At 44.1% G+C, this 16,410-nt stretch carries 14 protein-coding genes, 1 pseudogene and 1 other annotated feature; of the genes and pseudogenes, 5 read left to right on the plus strand and 10 right to left on the minus strand.

The window, feature by feature from the left end; all coding sequences use genetic code 11:
• Positions 1-13 precede the first annotated feature (13 nt).
• Positions 14-580, minus strand: a complete 567-nt coding sequence (gene thpR, locus J7I80_RS17400) for an RNA 2',3'-cyclic phosphodiesterase (protein ID WP_214739853.1) — start codon at positions 578-580, stop codon at positions 14-16.
• Between the two features lie 220 nt (positions 581-800).
• On the opposite strand from thpR, the gene cysK reads away from it, so the two are divergent.
• The gene (gene cysK / locus J7I80_RS17405) at positions 801-1,736 is read left to right on the plus strand and encodes a cysteine synthase A (RefSeq protein ID WP_214739856.1); all 936 of its coding nucleotides are present in this window, start codon (positions 801-803) and stop codon (positions 1,734-1,736) included.
• Positions 1,737-1,804: 68 nt separating this feature from the next.
• Here cysK and speD read toward each other — a convergent pair whose 3' ends face one another.
• The 3 genes from speD to pepV all read right to left on the minus strand — a co-directional run bounded on the left by speD (position 1,805) and on the right by pepV (position 5,238).
• On the minus strand, positions 1,805-2,653 hold the full coding sequence (gene speD, locus J7I80_RS17410; RefSeq protein ID WP_214739857.1) for an adenosylmethionine decarboxylase: 849 nt from the start codon (positions 2,651-2,653) through the stop codon (positions 1,805-1,807).
• Between the two features lie 187 nt (positions 2,654-2,840).
• The gene (dat, locus tag J7I80_RS17415) at positions 2,841-3,695 is read right to left on the minus strand and encodes a D-amino-acid transaminase (RefSeq protein WP_214739859.1); all 855 of its coding nucleotides are present in this window, start codon (positions 3,693-3,695) and stop codon (positions 2,841-2,843) included.
• Positions 3,696-3,822: 127 nt separating this feature from the next.
• Positions 3,823-5,238, minus strand: a complete 1,416-nt coding sequence (gene pepV, locus J7I80_RS17420) for a dipeptidase PepV (protein ID WP_214739861.1) — start codon at positions 5,236-5,238, stop codon at positions 3,823-3,825.
• Positions 5,239-5,711: 473 nt separating this feature from the next.
• Here pepV and J7I80_RS17425 point away from each other — a divergent pair, with 473 nt between their 5' ends.
• Positions 5,712-5,933 carry a DeoR family transcriptional regulator gene (locus J7I80_RS17425; RefSeq protein WP_023626930.1) on the plus strand — a complete coding sequence of 74 codons (222 nt, stop codon included), beginning with the start codon at positions 5,712-5,714 and terminating at the stop codon, positions 5,931-5,933.
• 92 nt (positions 5,934-6,025) lie between these two features.
• Here J7I80_RS17425 and J7I80_RS17430 read toward each other — a convergent pair whose 3' ends face one another.
• Positions 6,026-6,742, minus strand: a complete 717-nt coding sequence (locus tag J7I80_RS17430) for a pseudouridine synthase (RefSeq protein ID WP_214739863.1) — start codon at positions 6,740-6,742, stop codon at positions 6,026-6,028.
• 103 nt (positions 6,743-6,845) lie between these two features.
• Between J7I80_RS17430 and J7I80_RS17435 the strand changes: the two genes are divergently transcribed.
• On the plus strand, positions 6,846-7,097 hold the full coding sequence (locus tag J7I80_RS17435) for a hypothetical protein (protein ID WP_214739865.1): 252 nt from the start codon (positions 6,846-6,848) through the stop codon (positions 7,095-7,097).
• Between the two features lie 43 nt (positions 7,098-7,140).
• Here J7I80_RS17435 and J7I80_RS17440 read toward each other — a convergent pair whose 3' ends face one another.
• Entirely contained in the window at positions 7,141-8,769 is a 1,629-nt protein-coding gene (locus J7I80_RS17440; RefSeq protein ID WP_214739868.1) for a putative polysaccharide biosynthesis protein, read from the minus strand.
• 311 nt (positions 8,770-9,080) lie between these two features.
• Between J7I80_RS17440 and J7I80_RS17445 the strand changes: the two genes are divergently transcribed.
• Complete coding sequence (locus J7I80_RS17445) at positions 9,081-10,349, plus strand: BaiN/RdsA family NAD(P)/FAD-dependent oxidoreductase (protein WP_214739916.1); 1,269 nt, start codon at positions 9,081-9,083, stop codon at positions 10,347-10,349.
• Positions 10,350-10,613: 264 nt separating this feature from the next.
• On the opposite strand, the gene J7I80_RS17450 is transcribed toward J7I80_RS17445, so the two are convergent.
• From J7I80_RS17450 to leuS, 3 genes and pseudogenes are all read right to left on the minus strand, one after another.
• Positions 10,614-10,799 (minus strand): sporulation protein Cse60, encoded by a 186-nt coding sequence (locus J7I80_RS17450; RefSeq protein WP_167834517.1) that lies wholly within the window; start codon positions 10,797-10,799, stop codon positions 10,614-10,616.
• A gap of 57 nt (positions 10,800-10,856) precedes the next feature.
• On the minus strand, positions 10,857-11,168 hold the full coding sequence (locus tag J7I80_RS17455) for a rhodanese-like domain-containing protein (RefSeq protein ID WP_192472492.1): 312 nt from the start codon (positions 11,166-11,168) through the stop codon (positions 10,857-10,859).
• 176 nt (positions 11,169-11,344) lie between these two features.
• Positions 11,345-13,759 (minus strand): annotated as a pseudogene (leuS, locus tag J7I80_RS17460) (leucine--tRNA ligase).
• 83 nt (positions 13,760-13,842) lie between these two features.
• Positions 13,843-14,061: a binding site (T-box leader), on the minus strand.
• 356 nt (positions 14,062-14,417) lie between these two features.
• On the opposite strand from leuS, the gene J7I80_RS17465 reads away from it, so the two are divergent.
• Positions 14,418-15,386: an NERD domain-containing protein gene (locus J7I80_RS17465; protein ID WP_214739871.1), complete on the plus strand. Its 969-nt coding sequence runs from the start codon at positions 14,418-14,420 to the stop codon at positions 15,384-15,386.
• A gap of 49 nt (positions 15,387-15,435) precedes the next feature.
• Here J7I80_RS17465 and J7I80_RS17470 read toward each other — a convergent pair whose 3' ends face one another.
• Positions 15,436-16,212: a 3-hydroxybutyrate dehydrogenase gene (locus J7I80_RS17470; protein WP_214739872.1), complete on the minus strand. Its 777-nt coding sequence runs from the start codon at positions 16,210-16,212 to the stop codon at positions 15,436-15,438.
• Positions 16,213-16,410: the final 198 nt, after the last annotated feature.

Genomic DNA, 16,410 nt, shown 5'->3' on the forward strand with positions numbered 1-16,410 from the left:
ATTCGACCTGCCTTTAATCCTGCTTAGCAAGCGGGAATAGTGTAATCGGTTCATATTTTGGACTTTTCCCCAAATGAGTCTTGTACAAAACGACCCTCTCAGCTTGAAAAGTTAGTTCTTTTTTAAAAGGGTTGACTGCATCCAGCTGGCCAGCTTGGAAGGCTTCCTCGCCTGCCCATTTCCTCGCCATAGTGATATGTGGGCTGAACGGGCGTGCTTCAAGGGTAAAACCAGCAGCACTGCATGCAGAAAAAACTATTTTTCTTACTTCTTTCAAATCGGTGGATTTTTCAAGACCAGCCCAAAAAATTCTTGGAGAATCCTTTCGGCCGAAGGTTCCTAGATGATTGACCTCCAATTTAAAAGTTGGTGTATTATTCAATGCTGCCCTAATCACTTCATTGGCAGCCTTTATTTTTGCTTCAGGTGCATTTCCGAGGAAAGCAAGCGTAATGTGTAAATCCTGTGGATGTACCCAGGTTTTAAAAGGCATTTTTTCCTTCATGCTGTGGATTGTCTCCTCCAGTATTGCTTTTGACTTGCCCGGAAGTTCGAGAGCATAGAAATAATGCGTCTGCAATCAAATACACCCTTTCTTGTCCACTTGAATTTATTGTAGCAAATGGCATGTAATATTGGCAGAATTCCCTTATAAACATTTCTAATCCATACAAGTTGATAGGAATAGTCTTTTTTTATATGATTAAAAGAAGCTATAGTTATTTTTCAGTTGCATATCATCAATTATTCACTTAATTGGAATACTAAAGCAGGTCCATAACGATCAAGGAGGCTATCACATGAGAGTCGTTAATAATATCGCGTCATTAATTGGCGAAACGCCGCTTGTAAAATTGAACAAGTTGGCACCCGAGGGCGGGGCCTCGGTTTACCTCAAGCTTGAATACTTCAATCCTAGCAAAAGCGTAAAAGACAGGGCTGCATTCAACATGATTGTTTCAGCTGAAAATGAAGGAAAGCTGAAACCTGGTTCAACAATCATTGAGCCTACAAGCGGCAACACTGGCATCGGCCTCGCAATGAACGCCGCGGCAAGAGGCTATAAAGCAATCCTGGTCATGCCTGACACCATGACAGAAGAGAGGATTAATTTGTTGAAGGCTTATGGAGCTGAAGTCGTGCTAACGCCTGGCGACGAAAAAATGCCAGGTGCGATCAAAAAGGCGGAAGAGTTAGTAAAGGAAATTCCCGATAGCTTCATGCCAATGCAGTTTGAAAATGGAGCGAATCCAGACGCCCACAGGCAAACAACAGCAAGAGAAATCATCGAAGCGATGGAAGAACTGAAAAAGCCGCTCAGCGCGTTCGTCGCTACAGCCGGAACGGGCGGAACAATTACCGGCACAGGTGAAGCCCTGAAAGAAGAGTTCCCTGAACTAGCAGTACATGTTGTCGAACCTGCCGGGTCACCAGTGCTCTCAGGCGGGAAACCCGGAAAGCACAAACTGGTGGGCACAAGTCCAGGCTTCGTCCCGAAAATCCTCAATCAGGATGTGTATGAAAAAATCCATAAAATCGAGGATGAAGATGCCTATGAAACAGCTCGACGACTGGCCAAAGAAGAAGGCATCCTTGTCGGCCCATCATCAGGAGCCGCTTGCTTCGCTGCCATCAATGTCGCCAAGGACCTGAAGCCTGATGAAGTCGTCATCTGTATTGCCTGCGATACCGGGGAAAGATATCTATCCAGTGATTTATTCAGGTTTGAAGATTAGCACCATATGCTAAATAGATAACCAAAGTTTCAAAAAGGCGTGTGGTCATCCACACGCCTTTTTACTTGCTATTTATCCAGATCTTCCTCTTCATCTTCAAAAATCGTTCCCGAATGAAGTGTCACTCCTGACACGATTTCTTCCATTTCATCCTGGATCCTTTCGGTGATTTCCTCGCGTTCTTCAGGAGATAATTCCTCTTTTGTATAGCCGAAAAGGTAATTATCCAAATCAAACTCTCTCAGCTTGCACTTGGTATGGAAGATGTTTTCCTGATACACATTGATATCGACCATATCGAATTGATCTTTTACATTCTCAGGGATGTAGTTCTGAATTGAGCTGATATCGTGGTCGATGAACAATTTATTGCCATCTTTATCACGGGTAAAGCCTCTTACCTTATAATCGATTGTCATGACATCGGTTTCGAAAGAATGAATTAGGTAATTCAACGCCTTCAGCGGCGAGATTTCCCCGCATGTTGAAACATCGATATCGGCCCTGAATGTACTGATTCCCTCATCCGGGTGGAATTCCGGATACGTGTGGACGGTAATATGGCTCTTGTCCAGCTGCAATACGACATTGTCAGGCAGCGGGCCTGGCGACTCATCATACGCTTCATCAGGCACCTCGACAACCGGTCCTTCAGAGACAAGTATGGTCACACTCGCACCCTGCGGCACATAGTCCTGCTTGGCCACATTCAGGACATGGGCACCAATGATATCTGAAACATGAGTGAGGATTTTAGTAAGCCGTTCTGCATTATACTGTTCATCAATATAATCAAGATAAGCTTCACGCTCTTCCTTTGTCTTGGTATAACAGATGTCATACATATTAAAACTTAATGATTTCGTCAGATTATTGAATCCATGCAATTCAATATGCTGTTCAGAAGTGATTTTCATTTCTGTTCCCCCTGTTCGGTATTCTGCTGTAGTTTGTCTGAGTATGAACAAAAGCAGGTATCCAGATGATTTAAATATTTTTATGATACCCATTCCTGCCAGGAAAAAACAAACCAAGCGTTAAAACCTTCAGGTACCCTTCTTTGAGCAAAAAATAACCTGCAGCTTTAAAACTGCAGGATAAAGATTATAATTGGCCGCACTGGCTTTCAATTTCTGCTTTAAAAAGGTTTTGCAGGTTCTTTGTGACAAGGCCTGGCTCTCCATTTCCAACAGGCTTACCATCGACTTCTACAATTGGCATGACTTCGACGGTCGTACCAGATGAAAAAACTTCGTCAGCAGCAGACAATTCATCAAGCGTATAAGCTCGTTCCTCAAAAGCAATGTTCTCATTTCTGCAAATCTCAAGCACTTTTTGTCTTGTGATTCCATTAAGGATCAAATTGTCAGCCTGATGCGTGATGATCACGCCGTCTTTTACAATTGAGATGTTGGAATGGCTTCCCTCGGTGACAGTTTCTCCCCGATGAAGAATCGCCTCAAAACAGCCGGCTTCTGCTGCCTTTTGCTTCGATAGCAGATTCCCAAGCAAATTCAGGCTTTTGATGTCACAGCGAAGCCAGCGAATGTCTTCATCAAGAATGGTTCTGACCCCTTTTTCCATAGAATCCACAGGACGTGCCACCTTACGCGTGTACGCAACAAACGTTGGTGCCACATCTTCTCCTGGGAAAACATGGTTACGTGGTGAAGCTCCTCTTGTAAACTGCATATACACGATCCCAGTGTCCAATTCATTTTTCGAGATCAGTTCTTCCATTTTAGACTCAAGCTCTTCAGGACCATATGGAAGCTTCATCCTGATTTTATCTGCACTTTCAACGAGTCTGTTCAAATGCTCTTTACCTGTGAACATTTTACCGTTATAAACCCGGATCACTTCATAAACACCATCGCCAAATTGATACCCTCTGTCCTCGATGTCTACCTTGGCGACCGTCCTGTCAAGAATCTCGCCGTCTACAATTACATATTCCATCCTTTTCCCCTCCACGATGTGCGGTAATTCATTTTACTAACACAAAAGATGTTCGGTAATTCTCACTTTATTTTGCTATTCAAAAGATGTTCGGTTTTCTAACCCAAATGATGTTTGGTCATTCCCTTTATTTTGCCAATTCATAAATTGCCTGAGCATAAATCGCAGTTGCTCTGAGAAGGTCCTCAATGATCATGTATTCATCCTTCTGGTGAGCAATGTCAGGTCTTCCTGGGAAAAGCGGGCCAAATGCCACACCTGATTTCAGTGACCTTGCATATGTTCCTCCGCCAATGGAAATAAGTTCGGCTTTTTCCCCAACCTGCTCTTCGTATACCTTTTTCAAGGTCTGTACAAGGAAATCACTTTCATCGACATGGTGCGGGTTGGAGTTTGTGAAGTTTTCGATGACAAGTCCTTCTGCCTCTAACACTTGATTTAAGATTCCCTTTGTCTTCTCAAGGTCAGTAGTTACTGGATAGCGCATGTTCAATCCAGCGCGGCCACCTTTAGCCTTTGAGTAAGACAGCTTGCCGACATTGATCGTCAAGTCCCCGGTAATGTCATCGGCGTAAGCGACGCCCAGTTCCCGGCCGCGTGAATCTTTGCCCAAGTACTTGGCGACGAATTGAAAGAACTTTTCACTGCTTCCATCAAGGTTCATCTCAGAGAGGAAGCTTGCCATGAGCAGGCCTGCGTTTTTGCCATTGTCAGGCTCCATGCCGTGTGCTGATACACCTTCAAGCTCAAGGATTAACTTGCCGCTTTCTACGACAGCTCTGCCATCCAATTCATTGTTCCTCTTGAATTCCTCAAAGCGCTGGACAACATCTGTTTGCCCTTGCTGAACAACCAATTCTACCTTCGCAAAATCAGGTACCATATTATAGCGGCGACCGGATGAAAACTCGATTACCTCTGCATCAAAGTTTTCTTTTTCAATTCCAGCTGCTTTTGAAACCAAGTCATAATCGGCAATCCCTTTTTCTGCGTAGATGATCGGAAAGTCGGCATCCGGCGCAAAGCCCATCGCTGGCATTTCCTCATGTTCAAAATAATGGTCAACACAGCGCCATTCGCTTTCCTCATCCGTACCAATGATCATCCTGACACGCTTATTAAGGGGTAAGCCTAATTCTTTAACGATTTTCATCGCATAATATGCTGCCATCGTTGGCCCTTTGTCGTCAATCGCGCCGCGCGCAAAGATTTTCCCGTCGCGGATTTCTGCACCGTAAGGATCACTTGTCCAGCCGTCTCCTTCTGGCACTACATCAACATGGCAGAGGACACCAACGATTTCATCTCCCTGCCCGAATTCAAGGTGTCCAGCCAGATTGCCGACATTTTTGGCCGTAAAACCATCCTTTTCACCCAACTGAAGCATGAAGTCCAATGCTTCTCTGACACCCTCTCCTAGCGGTGCCTCAGCTGTAGAATTTTCCTCATCGAGCACACTCTTGATTTTAAGCAAGTCCTGAGTGACCTTAATTAAATCAGATTCTCTTTTTTCTACTTCCTTCGTCCAATTGATTGAAGTCATTATTCAAACCTCCATATGTTGTTCTATATGTATTTCCCTTAAGAATTACACTTAAGCCCGGCAATGTTCTTATTGTACCTTAAATTTCTAGTTAAAAACTTGATATTAATTTTACTCCTGTTAACCACAATCCGTAAACAGCAGCACGTTATATATTTTTTCTCAATTTTCTAAAAACTGTCATAATTAACCTGTTTAAAACCATATCGTTAAGTATATAAACGATTTGAAGGGAGGCAGTTTTCTAAATTAATTGTTAATTTTTCATAAAAAACAGTGAATAATCTGGAATTTTACATTATTAAAGTGTAAAATAGTCCAAAAGGTAAGACATCTTATGATTGCCTTTTAAAATGGACGCAAAAGGAGCTGTCTGGAAAGAAGAAAACTACATACTTGGGGATTCGTCTTCAATCAATAGTCGGTTGCAGGAATATGACAAAGGGGTTTAAAAAAGGATAGGGAGTGGTTGTTTGAAACCTTCGACTAACCGGATGATAAACCGCATCAAATCCATCTACATGTATATATGTCAGAATGGTACTGTCACAACTCAAGATCTTGTAGAGGAATTCGGAATTACTCCTCGAACCATCCAGAGGGATTTGAATGTCCTGGCTTATAACGACTTAGTGAAAAGTCCGAGCCGAGGTAAATGGACAACGACCCAGAAAAAGGTAAAGATGTCGTCTTAATTCGAAAAAGAGAAAGCAGAAGGACGCTTTCGCCAGACAATCTAATAATAGAAAAAAAAGAAATCGCCAGAGGAAGATCCCCGGCGATTTTTTTATACCTCATAGGTTTGCAGCATTTCCACTTCTTCATCGGTAAGTTCCCTGTATTCCCCTAGCTCCAGCGTTTCATCGAGCTTCAGCGGGCCCATTGATAATCGTTTCAGATAAATGACCCTTTTTCCGACAGCTTCGAACATCCGCTTCACCTGATGGAATTTCCCTTCGGTAATCGTCAACTCAATATCAGACGTTAAGCCTGATTTTAAGATAACAAGTTCACCCGGTTTTGTTTCATAGCCATCATCAAGTGTGACGCCTTTTTTAAACGCTTGGATATCTTCTTCCGTCACTTCTCCCTCAATTACCGCGAAATATGTCTTGGGGACATGTTTTTTTGGTGATAAGAGCCTATGGGAAAGCTGTCCATCATTCGTGATCAGCAAAAGGCCCTCCGTATCCTTATCAAGCCTTCCTACTGGAAATGGCTCAAGTACCTGGTCTTCAATCTCAAGCAGGTCGATGACCGTCTCATCACGGTTGTCCTCTGTCGCGGATATGACACCAGGCGGCTTGTTCATCATTAAATAAATAAATTCTCGATAATGAATTTCTTCCCTGTTTAATGTGATCATATCGTTTTCAGGATCCACATGGTGCTTTGCATCTTTGACAATTGCATTATTTACTTTTACAGCACCATCTTTTAAAAGTTTCTTCACGTCTTTCCTGCTTCCGTATCCAAGGTTGGAAAGCACTTTATCGATTCTCATTGCTGAACCTCCTTTATTCATTGGGCAGGTGCCCATTCCATTTCTTGCTAGCTTACATAGACTAATATCATACTTTACATCAGATTACGAGGAGATGACCTGAATGAACCATCGACAACAAGGACAAGGCTTGTACATCCCTATTCCCGGCCTGCCAGGCGGCGGCGGATTCCCCGGTGGCGGATACCCTGGCGGCGGATATCCCGGCGGCGGAGGCCAATTTGACCAGAGACTCGACCGCCTGGAACGGCAAGTTCAAAGACTGAGCAATCAAATCGACCGCCTGGACCGAAGGGTCGACAGAATTGAGCGCCGCCTCAATATCCGTGATAACGACCAGCAATTTTACTATTAGGTTGCATTAAAAATGGCCTTCATAACCGAAGGCCATTTTCCTATTAAACCGGCAGCCTTAATTTGCGCTTGAGTTTGGTGACCCGCTCTCCGAATAGCCTGTCTACCAATTTGGTCCGGAATCCGAGGTAAAAATAAACCGCGGCCCCTACCAGAGCAGAAATTCCAATCAGCACAATCGACTGGAACTTCGCAGCCGGCGAAAGGAATTCGACAAGCATTTCATAGAATGCCATCGTCACTCCAGCCATCAAGCCGGAGAAAATCAATATCAGGAAAATTCTCCTCGTCACGAAGCCCATTGGATATTTGGCGAACTTTTTAATTACAAACAAATTAATTAGGATTGCAGCCATATAGCCTAGAGCTGTTGACATTATTGCCCCCTGTGTTTCAAACACCTTAATTAATGGGATGTTGAATGTCAGCTTCACCAATAGCCCCGTCAGCAAACTCAAAATCGTGAATCGCTGCTCGTTAATTCCTTGCAGGATGGCTGCTGTTACAGAGAATAGTGCGAATAGGATCGCTACTGGTGCATAGGTTGTTAAAACTTCAGTGCCCAGGTCATCATGTGCATAGAAAACGGTATACATTGGTTCAGCTAGTATTGCTATTCCAATGGCAGCAGGTACGGTTAGATACATCAACACCTGGAAAGTCTGGTCAAGCTGCCGTCTCATACCCTTTCGGTCGTTTTCTGTAAAGGCCTTTGTAATGCTTGGTACCAGCGTCAATGAAAAGGCCGTAGCAAGGGAGACGGGTATTATGACAAGTTTATGCGATTGGAAATTCAATACTGAAAATGCCGAACTTGCTTCATTTGAGCTAAACCCAATTGAAGTCATCGTCTTGGTAAAGGTCATCATATCAACAAATTGGAACAGAGGATTGGCAATCCCGACAAATACAAAGGGTGCTGCATACAGCAAGATTTCCTTATAAATATCCTTTAAGGAGATATCCATCGTCCTCTTGTCTTCTTCTAGCAGTTTATCTAAATGAGGCTTCCTTTTTACCCAATACCAGGCCAGTATTCCAAGACTGCCCAGCGCTCCAATGAATGCCGCGAACGTGGCCACACTAACTGCTGTAACCATATCCCCCTCAAGTACATTCAGGACAACAAACGCCCCGGCAAGCACGAATACGATCCTGACTATTTGTTCTACAACCTGGGAAACTGCTGACGGTCCCATTGACTGATGTCCCTGGAAGAAACCGCGAATCAAGCTCATGAACGGAACAACAATCAAGGCAAAGCTGACCGCACGAATTACTGTTGTCACATCTGCAGCGGTTATTTTCACATTTTCATCATTACTTGTATCCATGACAAGTTCAGCAAGTCCGGGAGCTGTAACATACATAATTAAGAAAGATAGAATTCCGGTTGCCAGCATAACTGCCACACCAGACTTAAACAATTTCCTTCCGACCGCATACTCCTCAAGAGCATTGTATTTTGCTATGAACTTAGAAACAGCAAGCGGTACACCAGCTGTGGCAACACTAATGAAAATTGTATATGGAATGTAAGAGAAAGAGTATAATGCTGTCCCATACTCTCCCACAATCGCAAAAAAGGGAATAACATAAAATAACCCTAGCACTTTAGATAAAATCGTGCCAAGCGTCAATATGAATGTCCCTCTTAAAAGCTTTGATGACATAAAATCCCTACTTTTCAATCAATAAAATAAAAACAGATTACAAACTTGTATTTTACCATAAACACAACCAGACACTATGATATTTATCAATGGATGCAGATATTTCCTGCATCCCTGCTTACTTGCATTCTTGCTTCAGAAATTTCCCGCATTCCCTAGTTTACTCCTTCTCCAGGCTGACTGCCAGTTTTCCGGCTGGGAAAATCGTTTGAATGATCTCATTCATGGCAATGTTTTTAGTGAAGAGTTGCTTTATAATAATAAAAGTGCTGAAATGAGTTAAAAAAGTGAAACGAAAAGTTGGTGAAGCAATGAAATACGATGTAATCGTCCTCGGCGGCGGTCCGTCTGGCTTGATGGCTGCGATTGCTGCTGGTGAGAAAGGCGCAAAGGTGCTGCTGATCGACAAAGGAGACAAGCTTGGCCGAAAGCTGGCGATATCCGGCGGGGGTCGCTGCAATGTGACCAATCGGCTGCCAGTGGATGAAATCATTAAACATATACCCGGAAATGGACGCTTTTTATACAGCGCGCTCTCCATTTTCAGCAATGAAGATATCATTTCATTTTTCGAAGGGCTTGGCATCCAGCTGAAAGAAGAGGATCACGGCCGGATGTTCCCCGTAAGTGACAAAGCTCAATCTGTTGTTGATGCCCTTTTATCAAAGCTAAAAGAATTAAAGGTAGAAATCAAGACGAATACTCCTGTTGCCGATGTGCACTACAAGGATGGCAAGGCGGAGTCTGTTGAACTGAAGAGTGGTGAAGTGTTTCATGCAGGCAGCGTCATCATTGCTGTCGGCGGAAAATCAGTGCCACATACCGGATCCACTGGTGATGGATATGCGTGGGCAGAAAAGGCGGGCCATACGATTACGCAATTGTTTCCTACCGAAGTGCCGGTAACCTCATCTGAACCATTTATAAAAGAAAAGGTTCTCCAGGGGCTTTCGCTGAGGGGAGTCGCACTCAGCGTACTTAATCCCAAGGGTAAAGCGCTTATCACTCACAAAATGGATATGATTTTCACCCACTTCGGCATCAGCGGTCCTGCGGTTCTGCGCTGCAGCCAGTTCGTCGTCAAAGCGATGCAAAAGTGGAATCTGAAAGAAGTCGTCATGTCCCTCGATGCCCTTCCTGATATGAAAGAGGAAGAATTGTTCCAGGAAATTAATAAACTGATCAAGGCCGAGCCGAAAAAAGCGGTGAAGAATTTGCTTAAAGGGCTGTTGCCCGAACGTTACCTGATGTTCCTGCTGGAGCGCAATGAAATCGATTCCGCAATGCAGGGCGGACAGCTGGGCCATGAAAAAATCAGAAGTTTCTCCAAGTCTGTCAAGCAGTTCGAGTTCAAGGTCAACGGCACCCTGCCGCTTGATAAGGCATTCGTCACCGGTGGAGGCGTATCCGTCAAAGAAATCGAGCCGCAAACAATGGCTTCCAAGAAAACAGAAGGCCTGTATTTTTGCGGAGAAATCCTCGATATCCACGGCTATACTGGAGGCTACAATATTACCTCCGCCCTTGTCACCGGACGGCTTGCGGGAACTAATGCTGGGGAATTTGCACTGCAACAATAGAGTAAATGACTAAGTGTCTGTCATAGTTTTTATGACGGACACTTTTTCCTATTTTCCGCCTGTTTTTGTCCGTCATGGGCTAGATGACGGACACTTTTGTACGTTCCCCACCTGGTTTTGTCCGTCACGGCCTTGATGACGGACTTTTTTTTCGTTTCCCACTTGTTTTCGTCCGTCATGGACCTGATGACGGCACATTAGCACATTTTGAACCTGTTTCTGTCCGTGATCCCCACAAAAAAAACAAAGCCTGAGTAAATTTACTCAAGCTCTGTACACAACCATGGCGGAAAAACAGTAGATCTGTTCTTCGTCCTCTTCCTCTGGTAAGACCGCGACATTGTATTTAATGTCTAAAAGCTTTTTCTCATCAAGCTTCTCCAGAAAGCGGTTCATATCCTGTTCTAAATCCTTTTCATGTTCATGATCAAATACTCTGACCTGGATCAAGGGAAGTCATCCTTCCTTTTTTATATCCATTCTGGCCAGATTTTCAGAATTTTATAATTATGGACGCTTTGTTTCTCCGCCCCAGCTCATCATTCCGCCAACCATGTTGCGGACTTTGTAGCCTTGCTCGTTCATGTAGTGACAAACGTTGCCACTGCGTGCGCTTGAACGGCAGATGAAGATGTATTCCTTGTCCTTGTCGAATTCGTTCAGTCTTTCAGGAATCTCACCCATTGGCACGTGCTTAGCTCCAGGAATCATGCCTGATTCAACTTCATCATGTTCGCGTACATCAACCATTTCTGGCTTTTCGCCAGCTTCCAGCTTCTTTTGAAGTTCTTCCGGAGAGATCGTCTCAATTTTATTCATTAGTCATTTCCTCCATTATTTAGTAAATTTAATCCTAATTAAAGGATACAATACGTTATTGTATTTTCCCCTATTTATTATATAAAAACCAATTTTAAATTACAAAGAATAAACCTCATGGGGTATATCAACATTTTAAACAAAGGACCGCCTAGGCGATCCTCTGCTAATACATATTAGTTAGCAACGATATTGACAAGCTTTCCTGGTACAGCAATCACTTTACGGACTGTTTTACCGTCAATTTGTTCTTTGACAGCAACATCACCCATCGCGATTTGCTCTAGTGTTTCTCTATTTGCGTCTGCCGGTACCATCATCTTCGCTTTGATTTTACCGTTTACCTGGACAACGATTTCGACTTCGTCGTCAACAAGCTTGGCTTCATCATATGCTGGCCATGCTGCATATGTGATTGACTCACTGTGGCCAAGCTTAGCCCAAAGCTCTTCGGCGATATGCGGCGTAATCGGCGCCAGCATTTTTACAAAGCCTTCAACGTATGCTTTTGGAAGCTCTTCGGCTTTATATGCTTCATTGATGAAGACCATCATTTGCGAAATCGCTGTATTGAAACGAAGCCCCTCATAATCTTCCGTCACCTTTTTAACAGTCTGATGGTAGACCTTCTCAAGGTTCGTGCTTTCAACATCCTTGATTTTCTCACTCAAGCTGCCATTTTCATTGACAAACAGGCGCCAGATGCGGTCAAGGAAGCGTCGTGATCCATCCAAACCGTTTGTAGACCATGCGATGGATGCTTCAAGCGGACCCATGAACATTTCATAAAGACGAAGCGTATCAGCACCATGGCTTTCAACGATCTCATCCGGATTGACGACATTGCCTTTTGATTTGCTCATCTTTTCATTATTTTCACCAAGAATCATTCCCTGGTTGAAAAGCTTTTGGAAAGGCTCCTTCGTGTGGACTACTCCCACATCATAAAGGACCTTGTGCCAGAAACGAGCGTACAGCAAGTGCAATACTGCGTGCTCGGCGCCACCGATATAGATATCAACCGGAAGCCACTGCTTTAATTTTTCCTCATCGGCAAGTGCCTGGTCGTTCTTCGGATCGATATATCGCAGATAGTACCAGCAGCTGCCACCCCATTGCGGCATTGTGTTCGTTTCCCTGCGGCCTTTTTTGCCTGTTTCAGGATCCACGACATTCACCCAGTCATCGAGATTGGCAAGTGGAGACTCGCCTGTGCCAGATGGCTTGATATTCGTCGTTTTAGGAAGAACTAAAGGCAGCTGGTCTTCTGGAACTGCTGACATTGTTCCATCTTCCCAGTGAATGATTGGAATCGGCTCACCCCAGTAGCGCTGGCGGCTGAACAACCAGTCGCGAAGTCGGTATGTGACTTTCTTGGTTCCAATTCCTTTTTCCTCAAGTCATGCAATCATCTTATTGATTGCCTCTTCCTTGCCCATGCCGTTAAGGAATTCAGAGTTGATGTGCTCTCCGTCGCCAGTGTAAGCTTCTTTCTCAATGTTACCGCCTGCAACGACTTCCTTGATTTCCAAATCGAATTTTTTGGCAAACTCGTAGTCGCGCTCATCATGCCCTGGTACTGCCATGATAGCTCCTGTACCATATGAAGCTAGAACATAGTCAGCGATCCAGATTGGCATTTTTTCGCCGTTCGCTGGGTTGATTGCGTAAGCGCCAGTGAAGACACCCGTTTTGTCCTTCGCAAGATCCGTGCGCTCAAGGTCGCTCTTGCTCTTGATTTCATCGATATATTTTTCGACTGCAGCCTTCTGCTCGGCTGTAGTGATTTTATCAACCAATTGATGCTCAGGTGCAAGTACGGCATAAGTTGCACCGAACAATGTATCCGGACGAGTCGTAAACACAGTGAATGTTCCTTCATGCCCTTCGATGTTGAACGTGATTTCGGCACCTTCTGAACGGCCGATCCAGTTGCGCTGCATATCCTTCAGGCTTTCCGGCCAATCAAGCAAATCCAGATCCTCAAGAAGACGATCTGCGTAGGCTGTGATTTTTAGCATCCACTGTCTCATCGGACGGCGCTCTACCGGGTGGCCTCCGCGCTCACTTTTTCCGTCGATTACTTCTTCATTCGCTAAAACAGTTCCAAGTGCCGGGCACCAGTTAACTGCTACTTCATCAATGTAGGCAAGACCTTTTTCATAAAGCTTAAGGAAAATCCATTGCGTCCATTTGTAGTATTCAGGATCCGTCGTGTTGACTTCGCGGTCCCAGTCGTATGAAAAACCTAATGCCTTGATTTGGCGGCGGAATGTGTTGATGTTTTGTTCCGTGAACTCTGCCGGGTCATTCCCTGTATCCAATGCGTACTGCTCTGCAGGAAGGCCGAACGCATCCCAGCCCATTGGATGAAGGACGTTGAAGCCCTGCATCCTTTTCATGCGTGAAAGGATGTCAGTCGCTGTGTAACCTTCCGGGTGTCCAACGTGAAGGCCGGCACCAGATGGATACGGGAACATATCAAGCGCGTAGAACTTCTCTTTCCCTTTATCTTCAGTTGTTTTGAACGTTTTGTTCTGTTCCCAATGCGATTGCCATTTTTTCTCGATTTCCTGATGGTTAAAACTCATCGTCAATGTCCTCCTGTTTTAGGTTCGATTTATTTTGCGGATGGGATTTTCTTTTAAAAAAAATAAAAAACTCCCGTCCCTGTAAAAGGGACGAGAGGCTATGTATAATCTCCCGCGGTACCACCCAAATTAGTGTGCAACACTCGCTTCATTCAATCCTTAACGCGGAAAACGGCAAACGCTACTTGTGTTCACGTCTGCGACTCAAAGGCGAGTTCATGATGGACCCGTCTGGCTTGCACCAACCGCCAGCTCTCTTGCACAGGTTTTACACCACTACTACTCCTTGTCGAAGTCTTTCGTTATGATATAGAGATATTGTAATAAAATTCCCTCCCATATGCAAGCAGGGATGAAATAAATGATTATGGAGACTAGTTTATGAAGAAGTGTTTGATTTTGTGTGAGATTTTGATTATAAACTCGGACACAAAATTGGTAAAAAACGCGATGAATTTCCAGTTCGCGGAATTGAGGTGTATTTTCGCGGAATTGAGGTCTGTTTTCGCGGAATTGAGGTCCGAAATCGCGGAATCAACCTTCTATTTCGCGGAATTCACATCCTGTTTCGCGGAAAAAACTTTTCGATACGCAAAAAAGGATTATTTTCATTGGCTGCCGAATGTATTTGGTATCAAATTCATATGGAGTGATGCCTGTGATAGCGAAATATCGGTCAATCTCCCTTGAAATCCTCATTTATGACGCAGTTTATCGCCGTTTACCTGACCACCATCCCCGCAAATCAGAGTTCCGCTCAAAACTTGGCCGCTGGAAAGCCGCTCACAAGGGTGAAACGGAAGTGGATTATTATCTCTCTCTCTTTCCTGATGATGACTTAACAATATTCCAATACCTCAGACTCCCTCACAAAAATGGTCATTTCCAAATTGATACTCTGATCATCAGCCCATCATTTATCGCCATCATTGAATCCAAGAATTATGCGGGAACAATTGTGATAGATCTAGAACTGGATCAATTGCTCCAAACGTATGATGGCATAGAGAAAGGATATAACAATCCGATTTTACAAGCAGAAATCCAAAGTTTACACCTTAAAAAATGGTTCATCAATCACCAACTTCCTCTGGCTCCCATAGAAATTTTCGCGACCATCAGCAATCCTCAGACAATCATCAAAAATCCTGCTTTCGACAAAGAAGCAGCCTACAGAATATGCCGAGCGGCGAGAATCCCTTTTAGAATTTCAACCTTAAAATCTCAATACCAAAAAGAAAAATTGACCATGAAAGAAATCAAAAAAATCACCCGTTTGTTGCTGAAGGAGCATGTACCGTATGTCCCTGACACAAACTCACTTGATCTACCACAGGATCTCATCACAGGAGTCCAGTGCCCTCATTGCAACCATTTTGGAATGGAACGGATTCATGGTGCTTGGTTTTGCAGACATTGCGGGCATACATCAACGGATGCCCACATTGCTGCAGTGAAGGACTATTTTTTACTGAATGGCTTTATTTTAACAAATAGACGGTTAAGGGAGTTTCTTCACATAAATTCTGGAGATACAATAACCCGTATCTTGCAATCACTGAATTTCCCTTTTACTGGTGGAACAAAAAACAGAATCTACACCCCGCCCGAGGATTTTTTCAAATGAGCAATTTCTTAAACAAGCCGACCTTCCGAAGGGGAAAGCCGGCTTGAACTTACTGAATCGTATATCCTCCATCAATGACTGCCGCCTGGCCAGTGATTCCTTTGGCTGAATCACTGGCGAGGAACATAACATAGCTGGCAATTTCCTCGACAGCCAGCAGCCGTTTTTGCGGCACAAGCGGAAAAATGACTTCTTCAAGTACTTTTTCAAGTGGCACATTCCGTGTTTCGGCTAGGCCGGAAAGCTGGTTGCGCACCAGCGGCGTGTCGACATATCCGGGACAGACGGCGTTTACTGTGATGCCGTGCTCAGCCGCTTCGAGTGCAGCCACCTTTGTCAACCCAATCACCCCGTGCTTGGCGCTGTTGTATGCTGCTTTTCCGGCAAATCCGACAAGACCATTGATGGATGCCATGTTGATCACCCGGCCTGAACCCTGCTTTTTCATGACTGGAAGCACATACTTCAGAGCTATAAATGGAGCAGTCAGCATCACTTTAATCAATAGTTCAAATTTTTCCGTCGGGAAGTCTTCGATCATGGAGACATATTGCAATCCCGCATTGTTGATGAGAACATCGACAGTACCAAAGTGCTTAAGGCACTTTGCAACTGCCTCCTCAATGTTTTTTTCGCTGGTAACATCGCATTTAAAGCCAGCGGCATCATGCCCTAAATCACGCAGACTGGCAGCCGCCTTCTCGACAGCTTCTTCCTGTAAATCTGTTAAAAATACCTTTCCGCCCTGCTCAGCAAAACTCTTGGCGATCTCGTACCCAATTCCCTGGGCGGCACCGGTAATCATCACAACTTTATCTTTTACCATTGGAATCTCCTTTCATTAAGGCTGTTTTCGTAAAGATTCTTGTTAAAATCCTAAAACCGATTTTAACGTGATAAAAATTCCTTTTGTATGTCGGTACTAAGTTTGCAAGCTCTTTTCTCATAATAAGCGTAAATTCTATAAAGAAACTTAGGTAATACGATCCTATTTTGTAGTCAATAGCAACTAAGTTTGAGAAAA

Source organism: Bacillus sp. ISL-41, from assembly GCF_018613235.1.
Lineage (GTDB): Bacteria > Bacillota > Bacilli > Bacillales > Cytobacillaceae > Mesobacillus.

Coding starts and splice junctions, on each gene's coding strand:
- pepV (WP_214739861.1), bottom strand. CDS start 5,238: ATGACTTCAATCAATTGGACGAAGGAAGTAGAAAAAAGAGAATCTGAT.
- J7I80_RS17445 (WP_214739916.1), top strand. CDS start 9,081: ATGAAATACGATGTAATCGTCCTCGGCGGCGGTCCGTCTGGCTTGATG.
- J7I80_RS17455 (WP_192472492.1), bottom strand. CDS start 11,168: ATGAATAAAATTGAGACGATCTCTCCGGAAGAACTTCAAAAGAAGCTG.
- J7I80_RS17470 (WP_214739872.1), bottom strand. CDS start 16,212: ATGGTAAAAGATAAAGTTGTGATGATTACCGGTGCCGCCCAGGGAATT.
- J7I80_RS17440 (WP_214739868.1), bottom strand. CDS start 8,769: ATGTCATCAAAGCTTTTAAGAGGGACATTCATATTGACGCTTGGCACG.
- dat (WP_214739859.1), bottom strand. CDS start 3,695: ATGGAATATGTAATTGTAGACGGCGAGATTCTTGACAGGACGGTCGCC.
- J7I80_RS17435 (WP_214739865.1), top strand. CDS start 6,846: ATGAACCATCGACAACAAGGACAAGGCTTGTACATCCCTATTCCCGGC.
- J7I80_RS17430 (WP_214739863.1), bottom strand. CDS start 6,742: ATGAGAATCGATAAAGTGCTTTCCAACCTTGGATACGGAAGCAGGAAA.
- speD (WP_214739857.1), bottom strand. CDS start 2,653: ATGAAAATCACTTCTGAACAGCATATTGAATTGCATGGATTCAATAAT.
- cysK (WP_214739856.1), top strand. CDS start 801: ATGAGAGTCGTTAATAATATCGCGTCATTAATTGGCGAAACGCCGCTT.